The organism is Microbacterium croceum (genome assembly GCF_023091245.1).
Taxonomy (GTDB): Bacteria; Actinomycetota; Actinomycetes; order Actinomycetales; family Microbacteriaceae; genus Microbacterium; species Microbacterium croceum.
Map to the genome: position 1 here is coordinate 53,379 of NZ_JAHWXN010000001.1, position 20,518 is coordinate 73,896.

At 69.4% G+C, this 20,518-nt stretch carries 17 protein-coding genes; 4 read left to right on the forward strand and 13 right to left on the reverse strand.

The window, feature by feature from the left end:
• Positions 1-19: 19 nt before the first annotated feature.
• The gene (locus tag KZC51_RS00245; RefSeq protein ID WP_247628014.1) at positions 20-580 is read right to left on the reverse strand and encodes an acyl-CoA thioesterase; all 561 of its coding nucleotides are present in this window, start codon (positions 578-580) and stop codon (positions 20-22) included.
• A gap of 130 nt (positions 581-710) precedes the next feature.
• On the opposite strand from KZC51_RS00245, the gene KZC51_RS00250 reads away from it, so the two are divergent.
• Entirely contained in the window at positions 711-1,217 is a 507-nt protein-coding gene (locus tag KZC51_RS00250; protein WP_247628015.1) for a GNAT family N-acetyltransferase, read from the forward strand.
• Positions 1,218-1,342: 125 nt separating this feature from the next.
• Here the strand turns inward: KZC51_RS00250 and KZC51_RS00255 are convergent, their stop codons facing one another.
• Genes KZC51_RS00255 through KZC51_RS00265 form a run of 3 tightly spaced genes read right to left on the reverse strand, consistent with a single transcriptional unit; the run spans position 1,343 to position 4,609 of the window.
• Positions 1,343-2,857 carry a cytochrome b/b6 domain-containing protein gene (locus tag KZC51_RS00255; protein WP_247628016.1) on the reverse strand — a complete coding sequence of 505 codons (1,515 nt, stop codon included), beginning with the start codon at positions 2,855-2,857 and terminating at the stop codon, positions 1,343-1,345.
• Positions 2,858-2,859: 2 nt separating this feature from the next.
• Positions 2,860-3,831 carry an electron transfer flavoprotein subunit alpha/FixB family protein gene (locus KZC51_RS00260; RefSeq protein ID WP_247628017.1) on the reverse strand — a complete coding sequence of 324 codons (972 nt, stop codon included), beginning with the start codon at positions 3,829-3,831 and terminating at the stop codon, positions 2,860-2,862.
• Between the two features lies 1 nt (position 3,832).
• Positions 3,833-4,609: an electron transfer flavoprotein subunit beta/FixA family protein gene (locus tag KZC51_RS00265; protein ID WP_247628018.1), complete on the reverse strand. Its 777-nt coding sequence runs from the start codon at positions 4,607-4,609 to the stop codon at positions 3,833-3,835.
• 140 nt (positions 4,610-4,749) lie between these two features.
• Here KZC51_RS00265 and KZC51_RS00270 point away from each other — a divergent pair, with 140 nt between their 5' ends.
• From KZC51_RS00270 to KZC51_RS00280, 3 genes are read left to right on the forward strand one after another with little or no spacing between them, the layout of a single operon-like run.
• Entirely contained in the window at positions 4,750-5,286 is a 537-nt protein-coding gene (locus tag KZC51_RS00270) for a MarR family winged helix-turn-helix transcriptional regulator (protein WP_247628019.1), read from the forward strand.
• Between the two features lies 1 nt (position 5,287).
• Complete coding sequence (locus KZC51_RS00275) at positions 5,288-5,758, forward strand: SRPBCC family protein (protein ID WP_247628020.1); 471 nt, start codon at positions 5,288-5,290, stop codon at positions 5,756-5,758.
• The gene (locus KZC51_RS00280; protein ID WP_247628021.1) at positions 5,755-6,198 is read left to right on the forward strand and encodes a YdeI/OmpD-associated family protein; all 444 of its coding nucleotides are present in this window, start codon (positions 5,755-5,757) and stop codon (positions 6,196-6,198) included. The genes KZC51_RS00275 and KZC51_RS00280 overlap by 4 nt, the downstream gene beginning before the upstream one ends.
• Positions 6,199-6,292: 94 nt before the next feature.
• On the opposite strand, the gene KZC51_RS00285 is transcribed toward KZC51_RS00280, so the two are convergent.
• The 9 genes from KZC51_RS00285 to KZC51_RS00325 all read right to left on the reverse strand — a co-directional run bounded on the left by KZC51_RS00285 (position 6,293) and on the right by KZC51_RS00325 (position 20,360).
• Positions 6,293-7,069: an enoyl-CoA hydratase-related protein gene (locus KZC51_RS00285; protein WP_247628022.1), complete on the reverse strand. Its 777-nt coding sequence runs from the start codon at positions 7,067-7,069 to the stop codon at positions 6,293-6,295.
• Positions 7,070-7,130: 61 nt separating this feature from the next.
• Positions 7,131-8,018 (reverse strand): 3-hydroxyisobutyrate dehydrogenase, encoded by an 888-nt coding sequence (gene mmsB / locus KZC51_RS00290; protein WP_247628023.1) that lies wholly within the window; start codon positions 8,016-8,018, stop codon positions 7,131-7,133.
• On the reverse strand, positions 8,015-9,199 hold the full coding sequence (locus tag KZC51_RS00295; RefSeq protein WP_247628024.1) for an acyl-CoA dehydrogenase family protein: 1,185 nt from the start codon (positions 9,197-9,199) through the stop codon (positions 8,015-8,017). The genes mmsB and KZC51_RS00295 overlap by 4 nt, the downstream gene beginning before the upstream one ends.
• A gap of 26 nt (positions 9,200-9,225) precedes the next feature.
• Positions 9,226-10,725, reverse strand: a complete 1,500-nt coding sequence (locus KZC51_RS00300) for a CoA-acylating methylmalonate-semialdehyde dehydrogenase (protein WP_247628025.1) — start codon at positions 10,723-10,725, stop codon at positions 9,226-9,228.
• Between the two features lie 303 nt (positions 10,726-11,028).
• Complete coding sequence (locus KZC51_RS00305) at positions 11,029-12,213, reverse strand: thiolase family protein (RefSeq protein ID WP_247628026.1); 1,185 nt, start codon at positions 12,211-12,213, stop codon at positions 11,029-11,031.
• Positions 12,214-12,251: 38 nt separating this feature from the next.
• On the reverse strand, positions 12,252-12,890 hold the full coding sequence (locus KZC51_RS00310; protein WP_247628027.1) for a LuxR C-terminal-related transcriptional regulator: 639 nt from the start codon (positions 12,888-12,890) through the stop codon (positions 12,252-12,254).
• 269 nt (positions 12,891-13,159) lie between these two features.
• A complete protein-coding gene (locus KZC51_RS00315) occupies positions 13,160-14,047 on the reverse strand; it encodes a class C sortase (protein WP_247628028.1) in 888 nt (295 codons plus the stop codon).
• Positions 14,048-14,290: 243 nt separating this feature from the next.
• Positions 14,291-15,886, reverse strand: a complete 1,596-nt coding sequence (locus KZC51_RS00320; RefSeq protein WP_247628029.1) for a SpaH/EbpB family LPXTG-anchored major pilin — start codon at positions 15,884-15,886, stop codon at positions 14,291-14,293.
• Positions 15,887-15,992: 106 nt separating this feature from the next.
• On the reverse strand, positions 15,993-20,360 hold the full coding sequence (locus KZC51_RS00325; RefSeq protein WP_247628030.1) for a DUF7927 domain-containing protein: 4,368 nt from the start codon (positions 20,358-20,360) through the stop codon (positions 15,993-15,995).
• Positions 20,361-20,518: the final 158 nt, after the last annotated feature.

A 20,518-nucleotide genomic window follows, 5' to 3' on the forward strand; every position in this document is an offset into this window, starting at 1 on the left:
CGGCGCGGGCACGCCGGGATCAGTGCCAGATGCTCGGTGCCGCGCTGCGCGTCGACGGCAGAGCGGATGCCGCGGCCCAGTCGTGGATCCACTCGTCGATCTCCGGCAGTCCCTCCGGCTTGCCGAGGGCGCCGAACAGCTCCTCGTGCGAGACCGTGCCGCCGCTGCGGCGCAGCATCCGGGCCCGCACGATGACCTTGGCGTAGACCTCACCGTCCACGACGGCGCGGTGCTCCAGGAACAGCGCCTTCTCGTCATGACCCACGAAGCGCGATTCCACGTCGAAGCGCTGCCACAGTTCGAGAGACTTGCGGAAGGTGACGGTCTCGCTGGAGACGACCGCGTACCATCCTCGAGCGTTCATCGCGTCGAACAGCCCGGTGCGGATCAGCAGATCCCAGCGCCCGAGGTCGAACAACGACAGATAGCGGCCGTTGTTCATGTGGCGCAGGATGTCGATGTCGGTCGGCAGGGTCGTCAGCCGGATGCTGCCGACGGCATTCGGATCGAGGACATCGCCCCGCCGCACGCGGCGCCGAGCGCCGAGGATCACCAGGAGAGTGCGCCAGATCACGTTCACGAGGATCGATCGTAGCCAGAAGCGCATGATCCGCGAATACCGTTGTCGGATTCCTCCATCACCCGCGGGAGCGGGTGACGGGGCATCCGCTCGATTTCCTGATCGCGGAAGCCACGCGTAGAGTCGCCGCATGAGCGCCGAAGCCCAGCCCGAAGTCATCGTCCGTCCGGTCCGTGATGTGGATGCGGAAGCCCTTGGTCGCGTGCACGCGCAGTGCTGGCACGAGACGTACGACCACCTGATCAGCAAGGCCGCGCTCGAGAAGGTGTCCCCCCGTCGCATGGCGGAGCTGTGGACGCACTGGGCTTCTCAGGGCCCGGACTTCAAGATGAACGCCGCGCTCGTCGACGGCGAGATCGTCGGCTTCGCCGGCTCCGGTCCTGCTCGCGACAAGGATGCCCCTGCGCTCCGCGAGCTGTACTTCATCTACCTGCTCGACGCCTGGCACTCCACCGGCATCGGCCAGAAGCTGTTCGACGCCACGATCGAGAAGGATGAGCCGCTGTACCTGTGGGTCGCCGAGGACAACCCTCGCGCGCACCGCTTCTACACGCGCAACGGGTTCACCCTCGACGGCGCGCAGCACACGGAGCCGTTCCTCGGCGAGACGCTGACCGAGGTGCGCTTCACCCGCTGATCCGCTTCGCGCGGGTCCGGGTCGCCGAGACCCACCCGTAACGCCGAGACCCACCACCGCAGACGTCTGCGATGGTGGGTCTCGGCGTTGGTGGTGGGTCTCGGCGCGTGGCTGACGCGCAGGGCTCAGCGGCCGGAGACGGTGCCCATGGTCTTGGCGATCGGCGCGAGCACCAGCGGGCGCGCCGCGAACCACGCTCCGGCGATCACCACGAGGGATGCCACGAACACCCAGAACCCGGTCCACGTGACCGCATCCTGCGAGGCGTACATGTGGTTGAGGTTGCGCAGGAACCCGGTCAGCATCACCAGCGCCACGTGGGCGATGATGAACACCACGAAGTACAGCATCACCGGGAAATGCAGGGCACGGGCCCACTCCACCGGGTACGCCTTCGACAGACGCTCTGCTTTCTTGGGCCACATGCCCGACATGCGGAAACCGGTGATCGCCGCGAGCGGCGCGGCCAGGAACACCGTCGTGAAGTAGGCGAGCTGTTGCAGGCTGTTGTAGTTGTTCCAGCCGTTCTCGTGCGGCCAGTCGAACGACACGTACTGCAGCGCCGCGGACAGCGCGTTCGGGAAGACCTCCCAGCTGGTCGGCACGATGCGCACCCAGTGCCCGGTGACGATCAGCAGCACCACGAAGATCACTCCGTTGACGAGCCACAGGATGTCGAGGGCCTGGTGGAACCACAGCGTCAGGCTGATCTTGCCCTTGGGGTTGTTGCGCGGCGACCAGAAGACGGTCGGCCGCTTCTCGCTGCGCACCCGCAGACCGGAGCGGATGATCAGCACCATCAGGAACACGTTGAAGAAGTGCTGCCAGCCGACCCACGGAGCGAACCCGGGCGCGACCGCGATCGCCGGCTCGTACTCGCCGGGGAAAGCCGCGAGGAAGTCCTGCATGAACGGGAAGCTCAGCAGCGCGCGCACGAACGCGATCGCGGCCCCCGCGAGCACGCCGAGAGCCGCGGCCCCCATGAGCGCGGCGATCGCCTGCGGCCAGGTCGGACGACGACGAGCGGATGCCGGCGCCGGTGCAGCGGGGAGGTGACGCGGAGCACGGCCGTTCCAGACCGTGCGCGCGCCGCGCAGCGGAGTGTCGATGTCGGCCGCGAGCACACTCGTGCGGGCTGCCGGGAGAGTAGTGATCTCGGTCCCTGAGCCCACCTCGACCTCGGCCCCTGAGCCTGACGAAGGACCCTCCGAGGACACTGCCGCCGTAGGCAGCGTTCCGGCCGGAGGCCACGGGTCGCCACCCGCCACGCGCGGAAGCCCGCGGCGCACCGCGGAGGCGGCTGCGCCCGGTGCCGGCGCTGCGCCCGCACTCGGTGCCGCAGCTATCGGTGCGGCGGTCGGCACCGTCGCTGCCGGTGCTGTGGGCGCCTCCGGGCGAGCGGATGCCTCAGCCGGCGCCGGGGACGGCGAGACATTCGCGGGGGCAGCGGTCGCCTCGGCGGGAGGCCAGGGCTCACCTCCCGGCACGCGCGGGAGCCCGCGACGGACGCGGAGTGCGGAGTGCCGCGAGGTCGGGGACGCCTCGTCCTTCGCCGCCGCGTCTTCGACCTCCACGGCGGGCGGCCACGGATCCCCGCCCGCCACGCGCGGCAGTCCGCGCCTCAGCATCCGCGATGGCATGGCTACTTCTTCCGCGCCTCGAGGGCGGCGATCACCTGGGGCACGACCGTGAACAGGTCGCCGACGATGCCGAAGTCGGCCACGTCGAAGATCGGCGCCTCGCCGTCCTTGTTGATCGCGACGATGGTCTTGGAGGTCTGCATGCCCGCGCGGTGCTGGATCGCGCCGGAGATGCCGAGCGCGACATACAGCTGCGGCGACACCGAGACGCCGGTCTGCCCGACCTGGTGCGACTGAGGGATGTAGCCCGCGTCGACCGCGGCACGGGAGGCTCCGACCGCGGCGCCGAGCGCATCGGCGAGCTCCTCGACCAGGGCGAACTTCTCCTTCGAGGCGAGGCCGCGACCGCCCGAGACGACCCGGGTCGCTCCACGCAGCTCTGGGCGCGAGGAGGCGACCTCGACCGCCTCGACCGCACCGGCCGTGGCGGCGACGGCTCCGGACGGGGTGACCTCGATCGCCTCGACGGTCGGGGAGGCGACGGCATCCGCCCTGGCATCCACCGCCCCCTGGCGCACCGTGATCACGGGTACCCCGAAGGTCGGCGCGGAGTCCACGAGGTAGGCGCCGCCGTACACCGAGTGATGGGCGACGATGCCCTCGTCGTCGCGCGAGAGTCCGATCGCGTCGACCGAGAGCGCGCTCTTCGTGCGCACGGCGAAGCGGCCGGCGACATCGCGACCTGCGATCGAGTTCGAGATCAGCACGGCGTCCGGTCCGACGCGGTCGAACGCCGCCTGCAGGGCATCGACGATCGGCACGGTGAGCGCCGTCTCATCGCCCTCGGCGGTGAGCACGAGTGCAGCGCCTGCGGCCGCGGCCTGATCCACGGCGGACTGCGTGCCGCCGACGATGAGCGCGACCGGGGAGCCGACCGTGGAGGCGGCACCGATCAGCGCCGCCGTGCTGCTCGCGGCATTCCCGGCGGGGTCGACGTCGACCAGCACCAGGATCGGGTTCTCGGGAGTCGTCATCTCACACCAGCCTGTTCTGCACGAGGTACTCGACCAGCTTCGTGCCGGCGTCGCCCTCATCGGTGATCTTCACGCCCGCGGCGCGCGGGGGCTTTTCCGCCACCGCGGTCATGATCGTGCGGGGCGCCGCTGCCGGGTCGGCGGAGACACCGAGGTCGGCGAGCGACAGCACCTCCAGCGGCTTCTTCTTCGCCGCCATGATGCCCTTGAAGTTCGGGAAGCGCGCGTCGGGGAGCGCCTCGGTGATCGAGATCACTGCGGGCAGCGCCGCGGAGACCGGTTGGGCACCGGCATCGGCGGCACGACTGCCGGAGACGGCATCCGCGGTGATCTCGACGGACGAGAGCGCCGTGGCCTGCGCATAGCCCAGGTGCTCGGCGAGCATCGCCGGGAGCACCCCGCCGGAGCCGTCCGTCGACAGGTTGCCGGTGATCACGAGGTCGGGCTCGGCGCGGCGGATGGCGGCGGCCAGCACCTCGGCGGTCAGTCCGAGATCGGCGCCGGCGAGTTCGGGGTCGGAGATGTGCACGGCGGATGCCGCACCGATCGCGAGCGCGCGGCGGATCGACGCGGTCGATGTCTCGGGAGCCATCGAGAGGGCGACCACCTCGACGCCCTCGTTCTTGTCGGCGTGACTCAGCGCCACCTCGAGCGCCCGCTCCGTGATCTCGTCGAGCACCACGTCTCCGGCCGCACGCTCGGCCAATCCGGTCTCGAGATTCAGCGTGCGATCGCCATAGGTGTCCGGCACCTCTTTGACCAGGACGAAGATCTTCATCGATTGCTCCTCACGACTGTTCCGATTCTAGTCCTGCGACACTGAGTGCCACTTCTGTTGCGACGCAGACCCATGCGTCTGTTGATCTGCTCCCGTCGCGCCGCCACCGCGGCGACTGCGCCCACCGGTAGCGTGGAGACGTGGTCCGATCCCGCCCGCTGCCCGTTGATCCGCTCGCCGAGGCGAAGCGTCAGTGGATCGCGCACGGATGGTCGGATGCCGCGGACGGCATGGCGGTCGTCACCTCGGTCATGCGCGCGCAGCAGCTGCTGCTGGCCCGGGTGGATTCCGCGCTCAAGCCGTTCGCACTGAGCTTCGCCCGCTACGAGGTGCTGCGGCTGCTGGCGTTCAGCCGCGCCGGTCGCCTGCCGCTGTCGAGCGTCGTGGCCCGCCTCCAGGTGCACGCGACCACGGTCACCAGCACGGCCGACCGGCTGGTGCGCGACGGACTGATCGTGCGCGAGCCGCATCCACACGACGGCCGGGCGGCGCTGCTCGCTCTGACCGACGCTGGGCGCGATCTGGTCGAGCGGGCGACGGCAGCGCTCAACGCCGATGTGTTCGCCGACCCGGGCATCGGTTCTGCGGACGCCGCCGAGCTCGTGGCGATCGTGGCGCGGCTGCGCAAGGACGCCGGCGACTTCACCGACCCGCGCCCCCTCCCCGAACCGCTCTGACATGGCGCGGTTCGTGCTCGAGACGGTCGTCGCCGCACCACCAGACGCCGTGTTCGCGGCCTCCCTCGATCCGGCCGTGCACGTGCGGTCGATGGCCCGGTACCGCGAGACGATGATCGAGGCCCCGATGGGCGGGCGGTTCACCGAGGGCTCGACGGTGACGTGGCAGGCACGCCATTTCGGCATCCGCTTTCGGCTGCGCACGATCGTGTTCGACATCGATCCGCCGCGGGCCTTCCGCGACCGCCAGCTCGCCGGTCCGTTCGGCGCGTTCCTGCACGAGCACGTGTTCGACGAGCACCCGCGCGGCACGCTGATGCGCGACACCGTCACATTCCACTCGCCGCTCGGACCGCTGGGGCGCGCCGTCGACGCGCTCTTCCTGCGTGCGTATCTGCGCCGACTCATCGCCGAACGCAACACGGCCATCGTGTCCGAGATCGAAGGCGATGGGCGTACCCTGTCGCCATGAGTGAACTGCGCGTGCATACCGTCCTCACCGGCCGCGGTCCGGCTGCGGCGATCCTGCTCAGCGACGAGCAGGTCGCATCCCTCGGCGGAGGCAAGGCCTTTCCCGTGGTCGTCACGATCGGAGGACAGACCGCGCGACTGCGGCTGGCGCGCATGGGCGGCGAGAACATGATCGGATTCAACAAGGCCGTCCGCGCCGAGCTGGGACTCGAGATCGGCCAGGAGGTCGACGCCGTGATCCGGGTGGATACCGCCGAGCGTACGGTCGAGGTGCCCGCCGCGCTGGCCGAGACCCTCGACGCCGACCCCGCGCTGCGCACCGCCTTCGACGCACTGAGCTACTCGGCGCGCAAGGAGCACTCCCGCACGGTCGCCGAGGCCAAGCAGGACGAGACGCGCGACCGGCGCATCGCCAAGATCGTCGAGTCGCTGCGCGGCTGAGCGTTCACAACTCCTCACGACCGCGGCCAGTCCGGGGATATGCCCCACCGGACGCCCTGATCCGCGCGTTTCTTGAGGAGTTGTGAACATCACGTCAGCGGTTCTCGAACCGGGGCGCGCGCTTCTCGCGGAAGGCCGACATGCCCTCCTTCTGGTCGGCGGTGTCGAACAGTGCGGCGAAGGCGCGCTTCTCGTGCGCCAGCCCCTCGGCGAGGGTGGTCTCCATCGCGGCATCCAGGGCGGCCTTCGCCGCATACAGCGATGGCAGGGACTTCGAGGCGATGGTCTCGGCGAGCGTGGTCGCCTCGGCTTGCAGGTCGGCCGCAGGCACGACCCGCGAGACGAGCCCTGCTCGCTCCGCCTCCTCCGCGCCCATGAAGCGACCGGAGAGCACGAGTTCTGCCGCCTTGTAGTAGCCGACGGCCCGGATCAGTCGCTGCGTGCCGCCCATGCCGGGGATGACTCCGAGGTTGATCTCCGGCTGCCCGAACTTCGCGGTGTCGGCCGCGAGGATGATGTCGCACATCATCGCGAGCTCGCACCCGCCGCCGAGGGCGAACCCGGAGACGGCGGCGATGACCGGGGTGCGCACGGCGGCGAACGCATGCCAGACGCCGAAGTGGTCGGTCTCGAGCATCTCGGCCCCCGACATCCCCTCCATCTCCTTGATGTCGGCACCCGCCGCGAACGCCTTCTCGGATCCGGTGACGACGATCGCGCCCACCCCGTCATCGGCGTCGAATGCGAGCGCGGCGGCGGTGATCTCGTCGGCCAGCCGGCTGTTCAGCGCGTTCAGCGCCTCCGGTCGGTTCAGGGTGATCCACCCCACGCGTCCGCGCTGCTCGACCAGGATCGTCTCGTACTCGGTCATGTTGTTCCCGCCTCCACGTCGTCGTCTCCTCAGTATCGCCGCGAGCGGCGGGGCGACGCCATCACACCCGGTCCTCGCGGATGTCGGTGATGATGCCCGAGAAGTCCCGCCCCGCACCGTCACCGGCCGCGAACGCGGCGTAGATCCGCTGGGCGAGTCGGCCCATCTGCGCATCCGTCGCGGTCTGCTCGATCGCCTGCAGCGCGAGACCGAGGTCCTTGGCCATCAGCGCTCCCGCGAATCCGGGCTGGTAGTCGCGGTTGGCAGGACTCGTGGGCACAGGACCGGGAACCGGGCAGTTCGTCGTGATCGACCAGCACTGCCCCGATGCCTGCGACACCACATCGAACAGCGCCTGGTGCTCGAGTCCGAGCCGCTCTCCGAGTACGAAGGCCTCGGCGACCGCGATCTGCGAGACCGCGAGCACCATGTTGTTGCACACCTTCGCGGCCTGGCCGAGGCCCGGTCCTCCGCAGTGCACGATGCGCTTTCCCATGGCCTCGAGAAGCGGCAGCGCCGCAGCGAAGTCCTCGTCGTCCCCGCCGACCATGAAGGCCAGCGTGCCGTTCTCGGCGCCGACCACCCCGCCGGAGACCGGGGCATCGATGTTGCGATGACCGGCCGCGATCGCGAGCTCGTGCGCGGCCCTCGCCTCGTCGACCGCGATCGTCGAGGACTCGATGAAGAGCGTGCCGGGGCGTGCGGCGGCGAGCAGTTCGCCCCGGTACGCGTCGATCACGTGCTTCCCCGCGGGGAACATCGTGATGACCACCTCCGCGTCGGCGACGGCATCCGCCCCGCTCGCCGCGATCGGGATGCCCGCGTCTCCGGCTGCCGCGATCGCCGCGGGCACGAGGTCGAAGCCGTGCACCTCGTGTCCGGCGGCGACGAGGTTCCTCGCCATCGGCAGACCCATGTGGCCGAGCCCGAGGAACGCGATGCGGGTCATGATGCGCTCCGCGCCGAGGCCGACCCGGCGGGCCGCAGCATCTCGCGTCCGACGATCAGCCGCATGATCTCGTTCGTCCCCTCCAGGATCTGGTGCACCCGCAGGTCGCGCACCACCCGCTCGATGCCGTAGTCCTGCAGGTAGCCGTAACCGCCGTGGAGCTGCAGTGCCCGGTTCGCCACGTCGAAACCGGCGTCGGTCGCGAAGCGCTTGGCCATCGCGCAGCGCATCGTGGCATCCGGCGCGTGCGCGTCCACCGCTTCGGCGCCGTCGCGGACCATGAGCCGCGCGGCCTGCAGATCGGTGCGCATGTCGGCGATGGCGAACAGGATCGACTGCTTCTCGGCGAGAGGCTCCCCGAACGCGACGCGTTCGTGCACGTATTGCACAGCCCGGTCGAGCGCCCACTGCGCGCCGCCGAGCGAGCAGGCGGCGATGTTGAGGCGACCGCCGTTGAGCGCCGACATCGCGATCGCGAAGCCTCGGCCCTCTTCGCCGAGCAGAGCGGATGCCGGCACCCGCACCCCGTCGAGCACGACCTGCCGGGTGGGCTGCGCGTGCCACCCCATCTTCTTCTCCGGGGCGCCGAAGCTGAGCCCCTCGGCATCGCCCGCCACCAGGAAGGCGCTGATACCGCGGGCACCCGGCTCGCCGGTGCGGGCCATCACGACGTAGACCGCGGCTTCACCCGCGCCGGAGATGAACTGCTTGACCCCGGTGAGCACGTAGTCGTCGCCGTCGCGGACCGCGGTCGTCGCGATGTTCGCCGCATCGGAGCCGGCCCCGGGCTCGGTGAGGCAGTAGCCGCCGAACTCCGACATCACGGTCAGATCGGGCAGCCACCGCGCGATCTGCTCATCGCTGCCGTAGGTGTCGATCATCCAGACCACCATGTTGTGGATCGAGATATAGGCCGCGACGGCGGGGTCGCCCTTGGCGAGCTCCTCGAAGATCGCGACGGTGTCGACCCGGGCGAGACCGGTGCCGCCCGACTCCTCGCGCGCATAGATGCCACCGAGCCCCAGCTCTCCGGCCCTGCCGAGCGCTTCGCGCGGGAAGATGTGCTTCTCGTCGCGCTCGGCAGCGAACGGGGCGAGCTCGGTCTCCGCGAACTCGCGGACGGCTCCGAGGATCGCCTCGCGCTCCTCGGCGGTGGTGGTGGCGGTGCTGGTCATGGTCATGTCTCAGGTCCCTGGATTCGGTGGGGTCAGTGCATGGTGGGGATGACGAAGCTGGCGCCGTCTCTGATCCCTGACGGCCAGCGGCTCGTCACCGTCTTGGTCTTGGTGTAGAAGCGGAAGGCGTCGGCGCCGTGCTGGTTCAGATCGCCGAAGCCGCTGCGCTTCCACCCGCCGAACGTGTAATACGCGATGGGCACGGGGATCGGCACGTTCACGCCGACCATGCCGACCTCCACACGGGCGGCGAAGTCCCTGGCGGCATCGCCGTCGCGGGTGAAGATCGCCACGCCGTTGCCGTACTCGTGTTCGGAGGCCATCCGCAGTGCCTCTTCGTAATCGGCGGCGCGGGCGATCACCAGCACGGGGCCGAAGATCTCCTCCCGGTAGATCGCCATGTCGGTCGTGACGTGGTCGAACAGGGTCGGGCCGAGGTAGAAACCCTCCTCGTGCCCCGGCACGGAGAAGCCGCGGCCGTCGGCGAGCAGCGTCGCCCCCTCGTCGACTCCCTGCTGGATGTACCCTTCGACCCGCTCCACGGCCGCCCGCGTCACGAGCGGTCCGTAGTCGACGTCGGCGGCGAGGGAGGGACCGATGCGCAACTGCGCGACGCGTTCGGTGAGCTTCGCCGCCAGCGCATCCGCGGTCTGCGCGCCGACGGGGACCGCGACCGAGATCGCCATGCAGCGCTCCCCCGCCGAACCGTAGCCCGCGCCGATCAGGGCGTCCACGGCCTGGTCGAGGTCGGCATCCGGCATCACGATCATGTGGTTCTTGGCTCCACCGAAGCACTGCGCCCGCTTGCCGTGCGCCGCAGCGGTGGCGTAGATGTACTCCGCGATGGGGGTCGACCCCACGAAGCCCACTGCACGGATCCGGTCGTCCGTGAGAAGGGTGTCGACGGCCTCCTTGTCACCATGCACGACGTTGAGCACGCCCGCAGGCAGTCCCGCCTCGAGGAACAGCTCGGCCAGGCGCACCGGCACCGAGGGATCCCGCTCGCTGGGCTTGAGCACGACCGCGTTGCCCGCGGCGAGCGCAGGCCCGGCCTTCCACAGCGGGATCATGGCGGGGAAGTTGAACGGAGTGATCGCGGCGACGACCCCGAGCGGCTGCCGCATCGAGTAGACGTCGATCCCGGCACCCGCGCCGGTCGAGTACTCCCCTTTGAGCAGGTGCGGGGCTCCGGCGGAGAACTCGATGACTTCGAGCCCGCGCTGGATATCGCCCTTCGCGTCGTCGACGGTCTTGCCGTGCTCGCGGGCGAGCAGTTCAGCCAGCGGCGTCATCTCGCGCTGCACGAGATCGAGGAAGCGCAGCAGCACACGCGCGCGCTTCTGCGGGTTGGTCGCCGCCCAGGCCGGTTGTGCGGTTTCGGCGTTCGCGATCACAGCGCGGACCTCGTCGACCGAGGCGAGCGGCACCTGGGCCTGCACGGCGCCCGTGCTGGGGTCGAACACGTCGGCGAAGCGCCCGGTCTCCGGCATGAGATGCGATCCGCCCACGAAGTGCGGGATAGTTCGAGTCATTTTGTGACGTCCCTCCGTGCCCTCATTGGCACTATGTCGACTTTACTCTGACATCCGGAGATTTACTAGGACGTCCATGTAATTGCCATGACGAAGGTGTTCCCCGCGCGTTCACCCAGCGTCCACGTCGATCGATTACAACTGCAGATGCGCGAAGAGACTCAGACCGGATCGGGTAGTCATAGGTTTCCGCGCCGCGGTGAGCGGGTCACGCTCCCGCAGCGGTCCCACACCGCACAGACCCCCGCCGAATCGGGTCGGCGGGGGTCTTCTCTGCGTGCGGTCAGGCGCGGATGCCGGGACTCACAGCCTCTCGATGATCGTGGCGTTCGCCATCCCACCGCCCTCGCACATGGTCTGCAGACCGAATCGGCCTCCGGTCTCCTCGAGGTGGTCGATGAGCGTGCCGAGCAGCCGCGTGCCGGAAGAGCCCAGCGCATGCCCGAGCGCGATCGCCCCTCCGCGCGGGTTGAGCTTCGCCGGATCAGCTCCCAGCTCGGCCGCCCAGGCGAGCGGCACCGAGGCGAAGGCCTCGTTGACCTCATAGGCGTCGAGATCGTCGATGGCGAGGCCGGCGTGTTCGAGGATCCGCCGCGTTGCGGGGATGGGGCCGGTGAGCATCATGAGGGGATCGTCGCCGACGACGGAGAAGGCGTGGAACCGGGCGCGCGGCCTGAGGCCGAGAGCTTCGGCGCGCTCGGCGCTCATCAGCAGCGCCGCGGATGCCCCGTCGGTCAGCGGCGAGGAGTTGCCAGGAGTGATTCGCCATTCGAGGTCGGGGAAGCGCGCGGCAAGGGCATCGGTGCGGAATGCGGGCGAGAGTGCGGCGAGGCCGTCGCCGGTCGTTCCCGCGCGTACGGTCTCGTCGGACTTCGCCTGGGGAGCCTCGGTGACCGCGACCGTCGTCCTGTCGAAGAACCCGTCTGCCCAGGCTGCCGCGGCGCGGCGGTGCGACTCGGCGGCGTAGGCATCGAGCCGCTCCCGGTCGAGCCCCCAACGCTGGGCGATCAGTTCGGCGGACACACCCTGGTTCACGAGTCCCTCGGGGTAGCGCGCCCGCAGCCGCGGGGAGAGCGGCGATCCCCCCGCGGCGGACGAGCCCAACGGCACGCGGCTCATCGACTCGACCCCACCGGCGATCACGATGTCGTAGGCGCCGGCGATGATCCCCTGGGCAGCGATGTGCACGGCCTGCTGGCTCGATCCGCACTGCCGATCGATCGTGGAGGCGGGCACGCTCTCGTCGAAGCCCGCCGCGAGCACGGCCTGCCGCCCGATGTTCATCGACTGCTCGCCGACCTGGCTCACGCATCCCAGCAGCACGTCATCGATCTGCGAGGACTCCAGCCCGCTCCGCTCGAGGATCGCGGAGAGCACCCCGGCAGCGAGGTCGACCGGGTGCACCCCGGAGAGCGCGCCTCCTGCCTTCCCTCGCCCCACCGGTGTGCGGACGACGTCGACAAGGACCGCTTCGCTGCGTGTACTCATATCCCCATTCTGCGCCCGCGTGCCGCGGGCGCAGAACGTCAGGGATCCTGCTGCACGAAGCCGTCCTCCACAGCCCGGCGGAACAGGTCGACCTTGGTGAGGGCCGGCCGGCCGACCGCGGCGTACTTCACCCGGATGCGCCGGATGTGATCGAGCACGGTCTCCCGCGACACGAACAGTGCCTGCGCCACCCGCTCGGCCGTCTCGCCCGCGGCATAGAGCGCGAGCACCTCGCCTTCCCTCGTCGAGAGGTTCACGCGCGCGGCCTCGGACTCTCCTCTGCCGATCCGCGCCGCCCAGTCCGCGCTGGCTGCGAGCTGGCCGCGCGCCGCCGCCCGCACCGTGGCGACGAGCTGCGGCGCCTCGTCCGACTTCTTGACCATCCCGACGGCTCCCGCTCTGGCCGCTTCACGGATGAGACCGATCTGCTCGTCGCCGACATACGCCAGCACCCGGGCTCCGGTCCACGCCAGCGCCGCGATGTTCTGTGCCGGCGTCGATCCGTCCGACAGCGTCAGGCCGAGCAGGATGACATCCATCCGCTGCCGGAATGCGACGAGCTCGGCCACCGTCTTGCCCACGGCGACCACGTGCAGACCCGGATGACCGTTGACGATCGCGGTCGTGCCCAGCAGCATCGCCCGGTGGTCATCGATGATCCCGACGCACACGACCATACGACTTTCGTTCCCCAAATTGCTCCTACTTCCTCCGGCATTCTTCTGCGCATGCGCCCCACGATCTCCCCCGCACACACCTCCCCTCAACGACAGAGGGCTGCGAGGAGATGCCGTCCCCCGCAGCCCTGAGGCCCCCCGGGGAGGAAGGGTCCCTCATGGCGGTCGTGACCGCCACCATCGGGTCTACCCGCTGTCAGGACGACCTTGCAAGGAACGCGGAGGCAATCCCCTGCTAGTAGGGGTGACACGCAGACATGCGTCACGTATCACGTATCGTCAACGCCCGACTGATCGCGATCCCCACGCGCCCGCGCGCTGGATGCCGAGCTCCGCCACGCGTACACGCCGATCAGCAACAGGGCGCCGGCGTACGCGAGGAGCCACCACGGGAAGCCCGCCCCCTCCGCTCCCGCCTCCGCGGCGCGCGTGGACGCCGGGGGCGTCGGTGTGACGCGCTCTCCCGTGACCAGGATGCGGTGGGAATTGATCCCGAGCGGAGTGCAGGTCACGAGGGTGACCAGGTCGCGGCCGGCTTCCTGCCGCAGGGACAGCGTGTCGGACGGCGCGACGACGGCGATGTCCACCACCTCGTAGGTGAGCACCTCGCCGAAGGTGGTGACGGTGAACCGGTCGCCGTCGCGCAGCTGATCGAGGTCGGTGAACATCACAGCGTCGGCGAGCCCCCGGTGCGCCGTGATCACGGCGTGCGTGCTCGCGCCCCCGACCGGCAGCGAGGTTCCCTCCAGGTGCCCCGCTCCGCGGAGCAGCGTCACATCGTCCGTGCCGTGGTACACCGGGAGGTCGACGGCGATGGAGGGGATCTGGATGCGCGACATCACCCCGGTGCGGGTGCGCAGGAGCTGGTCGTAGTCGAAACCGGCTGCCGCCTCCGCGTCGCTCGTGGGGACGTTCTCCCCTGCCCCGACCAGCGCACCCGCAGACAGCGCCGCGTTGTAGCGGTGCGCTTGTGCGAGTTGCTCCGCGGCACCCGGATCGGCGTCGCGCACGTCGTCCTGATACTGATCGACGATCAGGCTCTGGTTGTAGTCCGAGAGCCACGTCGCGGCGGGCGAATACACCAACACCGTCGCACCGACCACGGCCGCCACCACGATCACCATCAGCAGCGGATCAGGGCGTCGCCGAGCGGACACCCTTCCTCCCGCGACATCGGGCGGTGACGCCGCGGCGCGACCGCGTGTACTGAGTCTCCGCATCCGTTCCTCATCTCCCCCGACTCCGCTCGGGTGCCGGAGACACAGCCTTGTGTTCCGGCACCCTGGCGCGCACCACGCCCCAGAAGCGGTGACCCGACACCGCTCCGCGGTGCGCGCCGGGACCGGAGCGGTGGTTCGACACCATCCGCTCCGGTGCTCGGGGACTCCTCTCGGTCCTGATCAGGATTCGATCGACCGCCGCCGGCGAACCATCAGCACCCCACCCAGGGCGACCGCGAGGAGCGCGATACCGCCGATCGTCAGCGCGAGCTGACCGTCGGCTCCTGTGAACGGCAGCGTGGGAACGCCCTGCTGCGTGTTGGTGATGTCCAGGAGCGCGGCCGTGCCGTTGTCTCCCGCGGCGACGATGACCTCGGTCAGCGCCGCAGCGCCCACGGGGAGCACGAAACCGGCGGGGGCGGTGATCTCCTTGAGCACGTAGCAGCGCTGCGTGACGTCGTGCCCCGGCTGGTTCACATCGGTGACCGTGCCGTCGGCCGCGACCTCGAGCTCGGTGTCGCCGACCCAGAGGCCGGGGAACACCACAGAGCCGTCCGCTCCGGAGGTGACGACGAGCGGAGTCGTGGTGCCGGGGACGGTGACGGCGGGAAGAGCGTCGATGTCGGCGATGCACCCGGCTTCGTCCGTCTCACCACGGTAGATCTCGAACTCGGCGCCGGCGAGGCCGTCGTTCGCATCGGAGGCGTTCACCTTGTCGACCACCAGGTTGCCCCAGCGGGTCGTCATCTGGTTCGTGGGCGAGCCGCCGGGTCCGTTCGGCGTGCCAGGCGTGAGGGTGAGCCCGTTGAGGTTGACGTAGGCGACGTTGCTGATCTCGCCGACGGTGTTCGCGGCGGCCTCGAACGACACGACGATGTTCTGCCCCGCCTGCAGCTTCGCCAGCCCGGCAGCGGTGAACGTGACGGTCAGGGTCTGGCCCGACCACACCGCGCTGTAGTCGGCGCCCTGCACGAAGGCCGCGCCGCCAGCGACGGCGACGCTCACGGTGTCGAGTGCCGTGTTCGGAGTCAGCGCCGCGTCGAGCGTGTCGGTGAGCGAGAAGGTCTCGTAGACCTCTCCGGCGCCGAGCGCCGGGATCTTCGTGGTCACCTGGTAGTCGATCGGCGCGCCGAGGGCTGCCCCGTTCTCCTCCTGACCGACGATGTTCTTGCGCGGGCCCTCGGCGACCGTGTTCTTGGGGTACACGTGCACGTCGTACACCCACTCGCCGTCGAGCGGAGCTCCGGCGACACCCTGGTTCACCGCGGGAGTCGGGATCGTGACGAGGAAGGGCGTGGCCGGGGCCACCACGTTGTCCGGCGCGTCGATCTCGCGCACGAAGTATGCTCCGGTGGCCAGGGCGGTCGTGGTCACGGTGCCGTCGGCGCCCGTGGTCACCGTCTGACATCCGGTCAGGTCGAAGCCGGCGAGGGTGGATCCGGTCTGCGCCGCGATCTTCTGCGCCGGTGTGATCGCGTTCAGCGCATCCCAGCCGGCGTTGCCGCCGTCGAGCAGATCGATGCCGTCGACCAGGCAGTACTCGAACACCACTCCGGCGATCGGATCCGTGTTCGGCTGTGTGCCGGTGCCGTCGGGGTTCGCCGCGCCGTTGCCGGGGTTGGCGTACTTGTGGATGGTGATCGAGCCGGTCTCATCCGGATCGATCGCGGCCGCGTTCGCCGCCGCGCCGGTAGCGAGGACGCTCAGCGCCCCGAGGGAGAGCGCGGCAGTCAGTGCGGCCGCGCGCCGGCCACGCGTGTGCGTGAGTGCGGTCATGGTTCTTTCCTTTCATGCATCGCTGGTGCGATGAGGGTGGTCGGGCGATGAGATCGCGCCGAGGTGGGTCCGAGGCGGGCGGGAGTGGGAGGCACCCGCCTCGGGGTCAGGAGGTGCGGCGGCGGATGCGCCGCCAACCGGCCAGGCCTGCGGTGAGGAGCAGGAGCGCCGCGCCGATGGCCAGCAGATGCTCGGTGCCGAGTCCACCGGTGAAGGGGAGCACGGGTGCCGGCTGCTGGCGGTTCACGATGTCGTCGAGCACGGTCACCTGGGTGTCCCCGTGCACGAGCACCGTGCGCGGGGTGTCATCGCGCACGAATCCGACCGGGGCCTTGGTCTCGATCAGCTGGTAGCCGCCGGGGACCAGCCCCGGCACCAGGAACTGTCCGCCCTCGGCATCCTTGTCCGGCCCTCCGCAGGGGGCCTGCGTGCAATCGACGATGGTCAGCGTGGCGCCCGCCGGCTGCCCGTTCTCGTCCAGGCCTTGCAGCGTCCACTCGGCCCCGGCGAGCAGGCGCGCATCGGCGGAGTCGTCGACCTTGTCCCAGCGCAGGGATCCGGAGATCGGATTGACGACCGTCTTGTCCACGAACGCGTTCCGCAGCTCGCCGAAGGCGTCGTCATCGACGGTGACGGTGTACGAGACCTGCACGCTCTGCCCCGCGGCGAGCGCTCCTGTCCAGGTGAGGCGCCGGGTTCCCGCGTCGTAGGCCGCCGTCCCGACCGCGGGGCTGATGCTGATCGAATCCGGATCGAACGTGGCGTTGTCGACCACATCGGACAGGTCGTCGAAGACCGAGAAGGAGCCGCTCGCGACCGCGCCGGTGTTGGCGATCGAAAGCGTGTAGGTCACGTCGTCACCGGGGTTGACGAGCGCACCGGCCCCCTTGTCGACGACCTTGTCGACCTGCAGGATCGGATGCTCGACGGCGATGTCGGGTTCGACCAGCAGGTTCCGCAGCGTTCCGGAGGCGTCGTCGCCCACGCGCACCGTGTAGGTGATGGTCGCGGACGTGTTCGCCGCCAGCGGCCGTGCGACGCTCGACGACCACGTGAAGGAGTCGTCTCCTGCGGTGTAGTCGACCTGCCCGCACGAGTTCGCGGTCGGAGCGCAGGTCACGGTCGGCGGTGCGACGAGCGTCGCCTTGTCGAGCACGTCCGACATGTCGTCGGTGACCTTTCCTGCGGTCGATGCGGTGGCGGTGGCATTGGTCACCTTGACCGTGTACGCCACCGTGTCGCCGGGCTTCACGATCGAACCGGCCGCCGGGACCGAGGTCTTCGCGAAGGTCAGCGCCACGGACGGGACCGTCGTCGTCGCACAGGATTCCTCGTCGTCGTTCGGCGCCGGGCACGGATGCAGCGGGGTCACCGGGGTCGGACCGTCCACCCCCCAGCGGTTCACCAGCGTGGTGCCCTCCTTCGCGACCTTCGCCGTGACGGTGTAGCTGAACAGCTGACCGAGTGGCATGGTCGCCAGATTCCAGGTCACGACGCCGTTCGCGTACGTCCCTCCCCCACTGGCGGAGACGAAGGTCGCCCCCTCCGGCAATGTGTCTCGCAGTGTGATGTCGGTGAGGTCGCGGCCCCCGTCGTTGACGGCCGTGACGGTGTAGGTCAGCGTGTCGCCGACGTTGGCCGTGGTCTTGTCCACGACCTTGTCGATCGTGATGTGGCTGAAGTCCTCGCGGGCGATGCCCACCTTCGCCGACTCGACCGGCTTGATCGGTTGTCCGTTCGACAGATTCGTCTGCGCCGTCGCGACCGTGTTCCACGCGACGTCACCGGCGCTGTTCAACGCGGGCGTCGTCATCGTCAGATCGATCGCGAGGCCCTGATCGAACGCGTAGGTCGCGGTGGATACGAAGCGCAGCGCGCGCACGGTCTGCAGGAGCGCAGCCGACGGCGACGCAGGCATGGCGACCCAGTCGTCGACGCAGTCCGGGTTCTGGGCGTTCGGCAGCACCTCGGGCCGACACGGGTTCGTCGACGTCGAGTAGAACGCCGTGACCCCTGCGGGGAGCGTCGAGAGCCCGGTGAGGATCGGCCGGAACGTGCTCCCGCGCTGCTGGTTCACGGTTCCCGCGACGGTGCCGGTGTCCCCGACCCGAGGAAGCAGGTCGTACATCACGACGTTGCCGACGTTCTGCTGGCTCTTGTTCGTCCAGTTCAGCCGGTAGGTCGCGTTTCCCCCCGCCGATGCGACATAGCCGATCGCCGGGAAGCTCTTGAACGCGGTGTCGAGGCTTCCTCGTACCGTCTTCGTCAGACGGACCGCGTCCGACGTCGGGTCGGGATTGACGGTGAAGGACGTCGAGGAGGCGCACTGGTGTCCAGCCCCCGTCGTGCCCGCCACCTTCGTGCCCTGTGTGCAGATCGAGTTGTTCACCTGCGGATCGGAGAGGTTGACGGTCGCCCTGTTCACGTAGTTGCCCGGGAACTGCACCTTCGACGGGAGGTGGACCTCGAAGCGGATGCGCTCACCCTTCGAGGCCGGCAACAGGCTGTTCACGGTCGCGGCTTTGACCACCACGGTGACGATGGTCTCTCCGGTCACTGGGTCGGCCGTCACGGTCGTCGTCGTCGGGATGTTGAAGCTCCAGGCTCCGGCGCCATAGCGATATGCGTCGAGAACAGCGGGACCGGTGAACGAGACGCCGGCGGGGAAGCGATCGACGAAGGTCAGATCGCCGGTCGTCGGCCCCTTCAGCATGACCTCGCTGTTCACTCGGAACTCCGACCCTGCGGCGTACCAGTATTTGGTCACGCCGATCTGCGGCCCGTCCAGGATGAAGATCCGGCCGACGGACGAGGTCCCCGTGGCGTAGGGCGTCGTCGCGCCCACCGCGTAGGAGCTGATCGCCGCCTGGTTGCGGAGGATGTCACCCGCGGCTCGACGCGAGTCGGCATAGCCGCCGATCACCACGTTCATGCGTGTGTTGGTCATGTCGGTCGTGCGGGGCAGGATGATCTCCGCCACGCGGCCGATCGCCGAGGCGGGCACGAAGTAGCTGCGGTGGCCGGGACCATTGGCAAGCATCGCCGCACTGGAGGGAATCGGGCCGGCTGTCAGGGTGACGATCGAGCCGTCGGTGAGGCGCGCCTGCGGGGCGAACGCGGACGGGATTCCGACGTTCTGCGGATTCTCGGTCGTCCGCGCCCAGATCGTGACCATGGTCGGATGGAAGGCGGGATCCGTGCACACGGTGCCCGGAGCATTGCTGGAGTACGACGTACCGCTCACGTTCGTCGTGCACGGCACCGGGTCGACGACCTCGGATTGCAGGCCGGGGCCGGGCATCAGCACGTCGAGCGCGTAGAGCGCCTCGATGCGGAACGAAGGTGCAGCGCTGTTGTAGATCGTGGAGGTGGAGACGTTCGCGTCGCCGCGCCCGAGCCACGGCCCGGGGTACGTGGCCGAGGTGTAGCCGTTCAGATTGAGATCGTAGGTGCCACTGTCGCCCACCGTGTTGAGGAGAGGGCCATAGCCGCGCTTGGTGACGGTCGCACCGGGGAGTGTCGACACGACGGTGACGGAGACCTCACCTGACCCCGTGAGGGTGGTGCCGCTGATCGACGTGCCCGTGCCGTTGACGACGTTGCGCAGCACGGTGTTGTCGGCGACGTTGGCGTTGACGCGCGCGTTGACGGTGACGGGGACGGGCGCGTCCGCGCTGGCCGAGCAGCTGGAGCCCAGCTGAGCCGCAGTGAGATCGAAGGTCAGCGTCTGTCCGGCCACGGTGGCGGACGGGGAGCTGGACAGGTAGGTCAGGCCAGCCGGCAGCGTGTCGACCAGTCGCAGGCTCGAGAGGTTCTCATCGCCGAGCACGCCGAGATTGCTGCGGGGGCAGGTCCACCACAGGGTGTACTTCACGGTGTCGCCGGGCTTGTAGAACGTCTGCTCGACGGACTTCTGCACCTGGATCGAGGGGATCGCCGTCGCGGTCGAGGTCACCCCGGGGGCCGACACGGTCGGGGTGCCGTCGGTGAACGTCATGGTCGGCGTGAGCGTCCAGCTCGTGCCGTTCGGCGTCGTGTGGTTCGGGGGCGTGATCGTGATGCCGATGGTGCCCGCGACGCCCTCGGTGAGGTCCGCCAGCCTGATGACCAGGTTGCCCCCGGTGACCGTCCACGACGTGATGAGGGGGTTCGCTCCGACCTTGACCGTCCACGCGGGGTTCGCCGCTGCTCCGAGCGGGATCGTCACGGTCGGGCTCTCGGCGCACGGAGACGCGTTGACGTTGCTGCAGGTGTACGACACGCGGTACCCGAACGCCGTGCCCGAGGGCTGGCTGGCCGGCGTGAGCGGTGTGATCGAGATCGACGGGACCGACGTGGCATCCGCGCTGGCCATGACGGGAGTCTGCAGTCCGAGTCCGAGCGCGACGATGGCCAGCATGGCGAGCAGCATTCTCCCGACGCGACCGCCTGGCCGCGCGGCTCGCTCGAGCATCCCCTGTGTCTGTGTTCGCATCTCGGTCTTTCTCCCCTATCCGTGGCTGGCGGATATATCGCCCCCTTGAAAGGAGATGACAGAACATCGCCGCCATCACCGAATAGCCGGGGATTCCCCCAGCGTTGGGGGACATCTGGCCGCGATTTCCCCCATATTTGGGGAACGTAGAATCGATC

Coding starts and splice junctions, on each gene's coding strand:
- KZC51_RS00255 (WP_247628016.1), bottom strand. CDS start 2,857: ATGCCATCGCGGATGCTGAGGCGCGGACTGCCGCGCGTGGCGGGCGGG.
- KZC51_RS00275 (WP_247628020.1), top strand. CDS start 5,288: ATGGCGCGGTTCGTGCTCGAGACGGTCGTCGCCGCACCACCAGACGCC.
- KZC51_RS00265 (WP_247628018.1), bottom strand. CDS start 4,609: ATGAAGATCTTCGTCCTGGTCAAAGAGGTGCCGGACACCTATGGCGAT.
- KZC51_RS00320 (WP_247628029.1), bottom strand. CDS start 15,886: ATGACCGCACTCACGCACACGCGTGGCCGGCGCGCGGCCGCACTGACT.
- mmsB (WP_247628023.1), bottom strand. CDS start 8,018: ATGACCCGCATCGCGTTCCTCGGGCTCGGCCACATGGGTCTGCCGATG.
- KZC51_RS00310 (WP_247628027.1), bottom strand. CDS start 12,890: ATGGTCGTGTGCGTCGGGATCATCGATGACCACCGGGCGATGCTGCTG.
- KZC51_RS00295 (WP_247628024.1), bottom strand. CDS start 9,199: ATGACCATGACCAGCACCGCCACCACCACCGCCGAGGAGCGCGAGGCG.
- KZC51_RS00260 (WP_247628017.1), bottom strand. CDS start 3,831: ATGACGACTCCCGAGAACCCGATCCTGGTGCTGGTCGACGTCGACCCC.
- KZC51_RS00285 (WP_247628022.1), bottom strand. CDS start 7,069: ATGACCGAGTACGAGACGATCCTGGTCGAGCAGCGCGGACGCGTGGGG.
- KZC51_RS00300 (WP_247628025.1), bottom strand. CDS start 10,725: ATGACTCGAACTATCCCGCACTTCGTGGGCGGATCGCATCTCATGCCG.
- KZC51_RS00325 (WP_247628030.1), bottom strand. CDS start 20,360: ATGCGAACACAGACACAGGGGATGCTCGAGCGAGCCGCGCGGCCAGGC.
- KZC51_RS00280 (WP_247628021.1), top strand. CDS start 5,755: ATGAGTGAACTGCGCGTGCATACCGTCCTCACCGGCCGCGGTCCGGCT.
- KZC51_RS00305 (WP_247628026.1), bottom strand. CDS start 12,213: ATGAGTACACGCAGCGAAGCGGTCCTTGTCGACGTCGTCCGCACACCG.
- KZC51_RS00250 (WP_247628015.1), top strand. CDS start 711: ATGAGCGCCGAAGCCCAGCCCGAAGTCATCGTCCGTCCGGTCCGTGAT.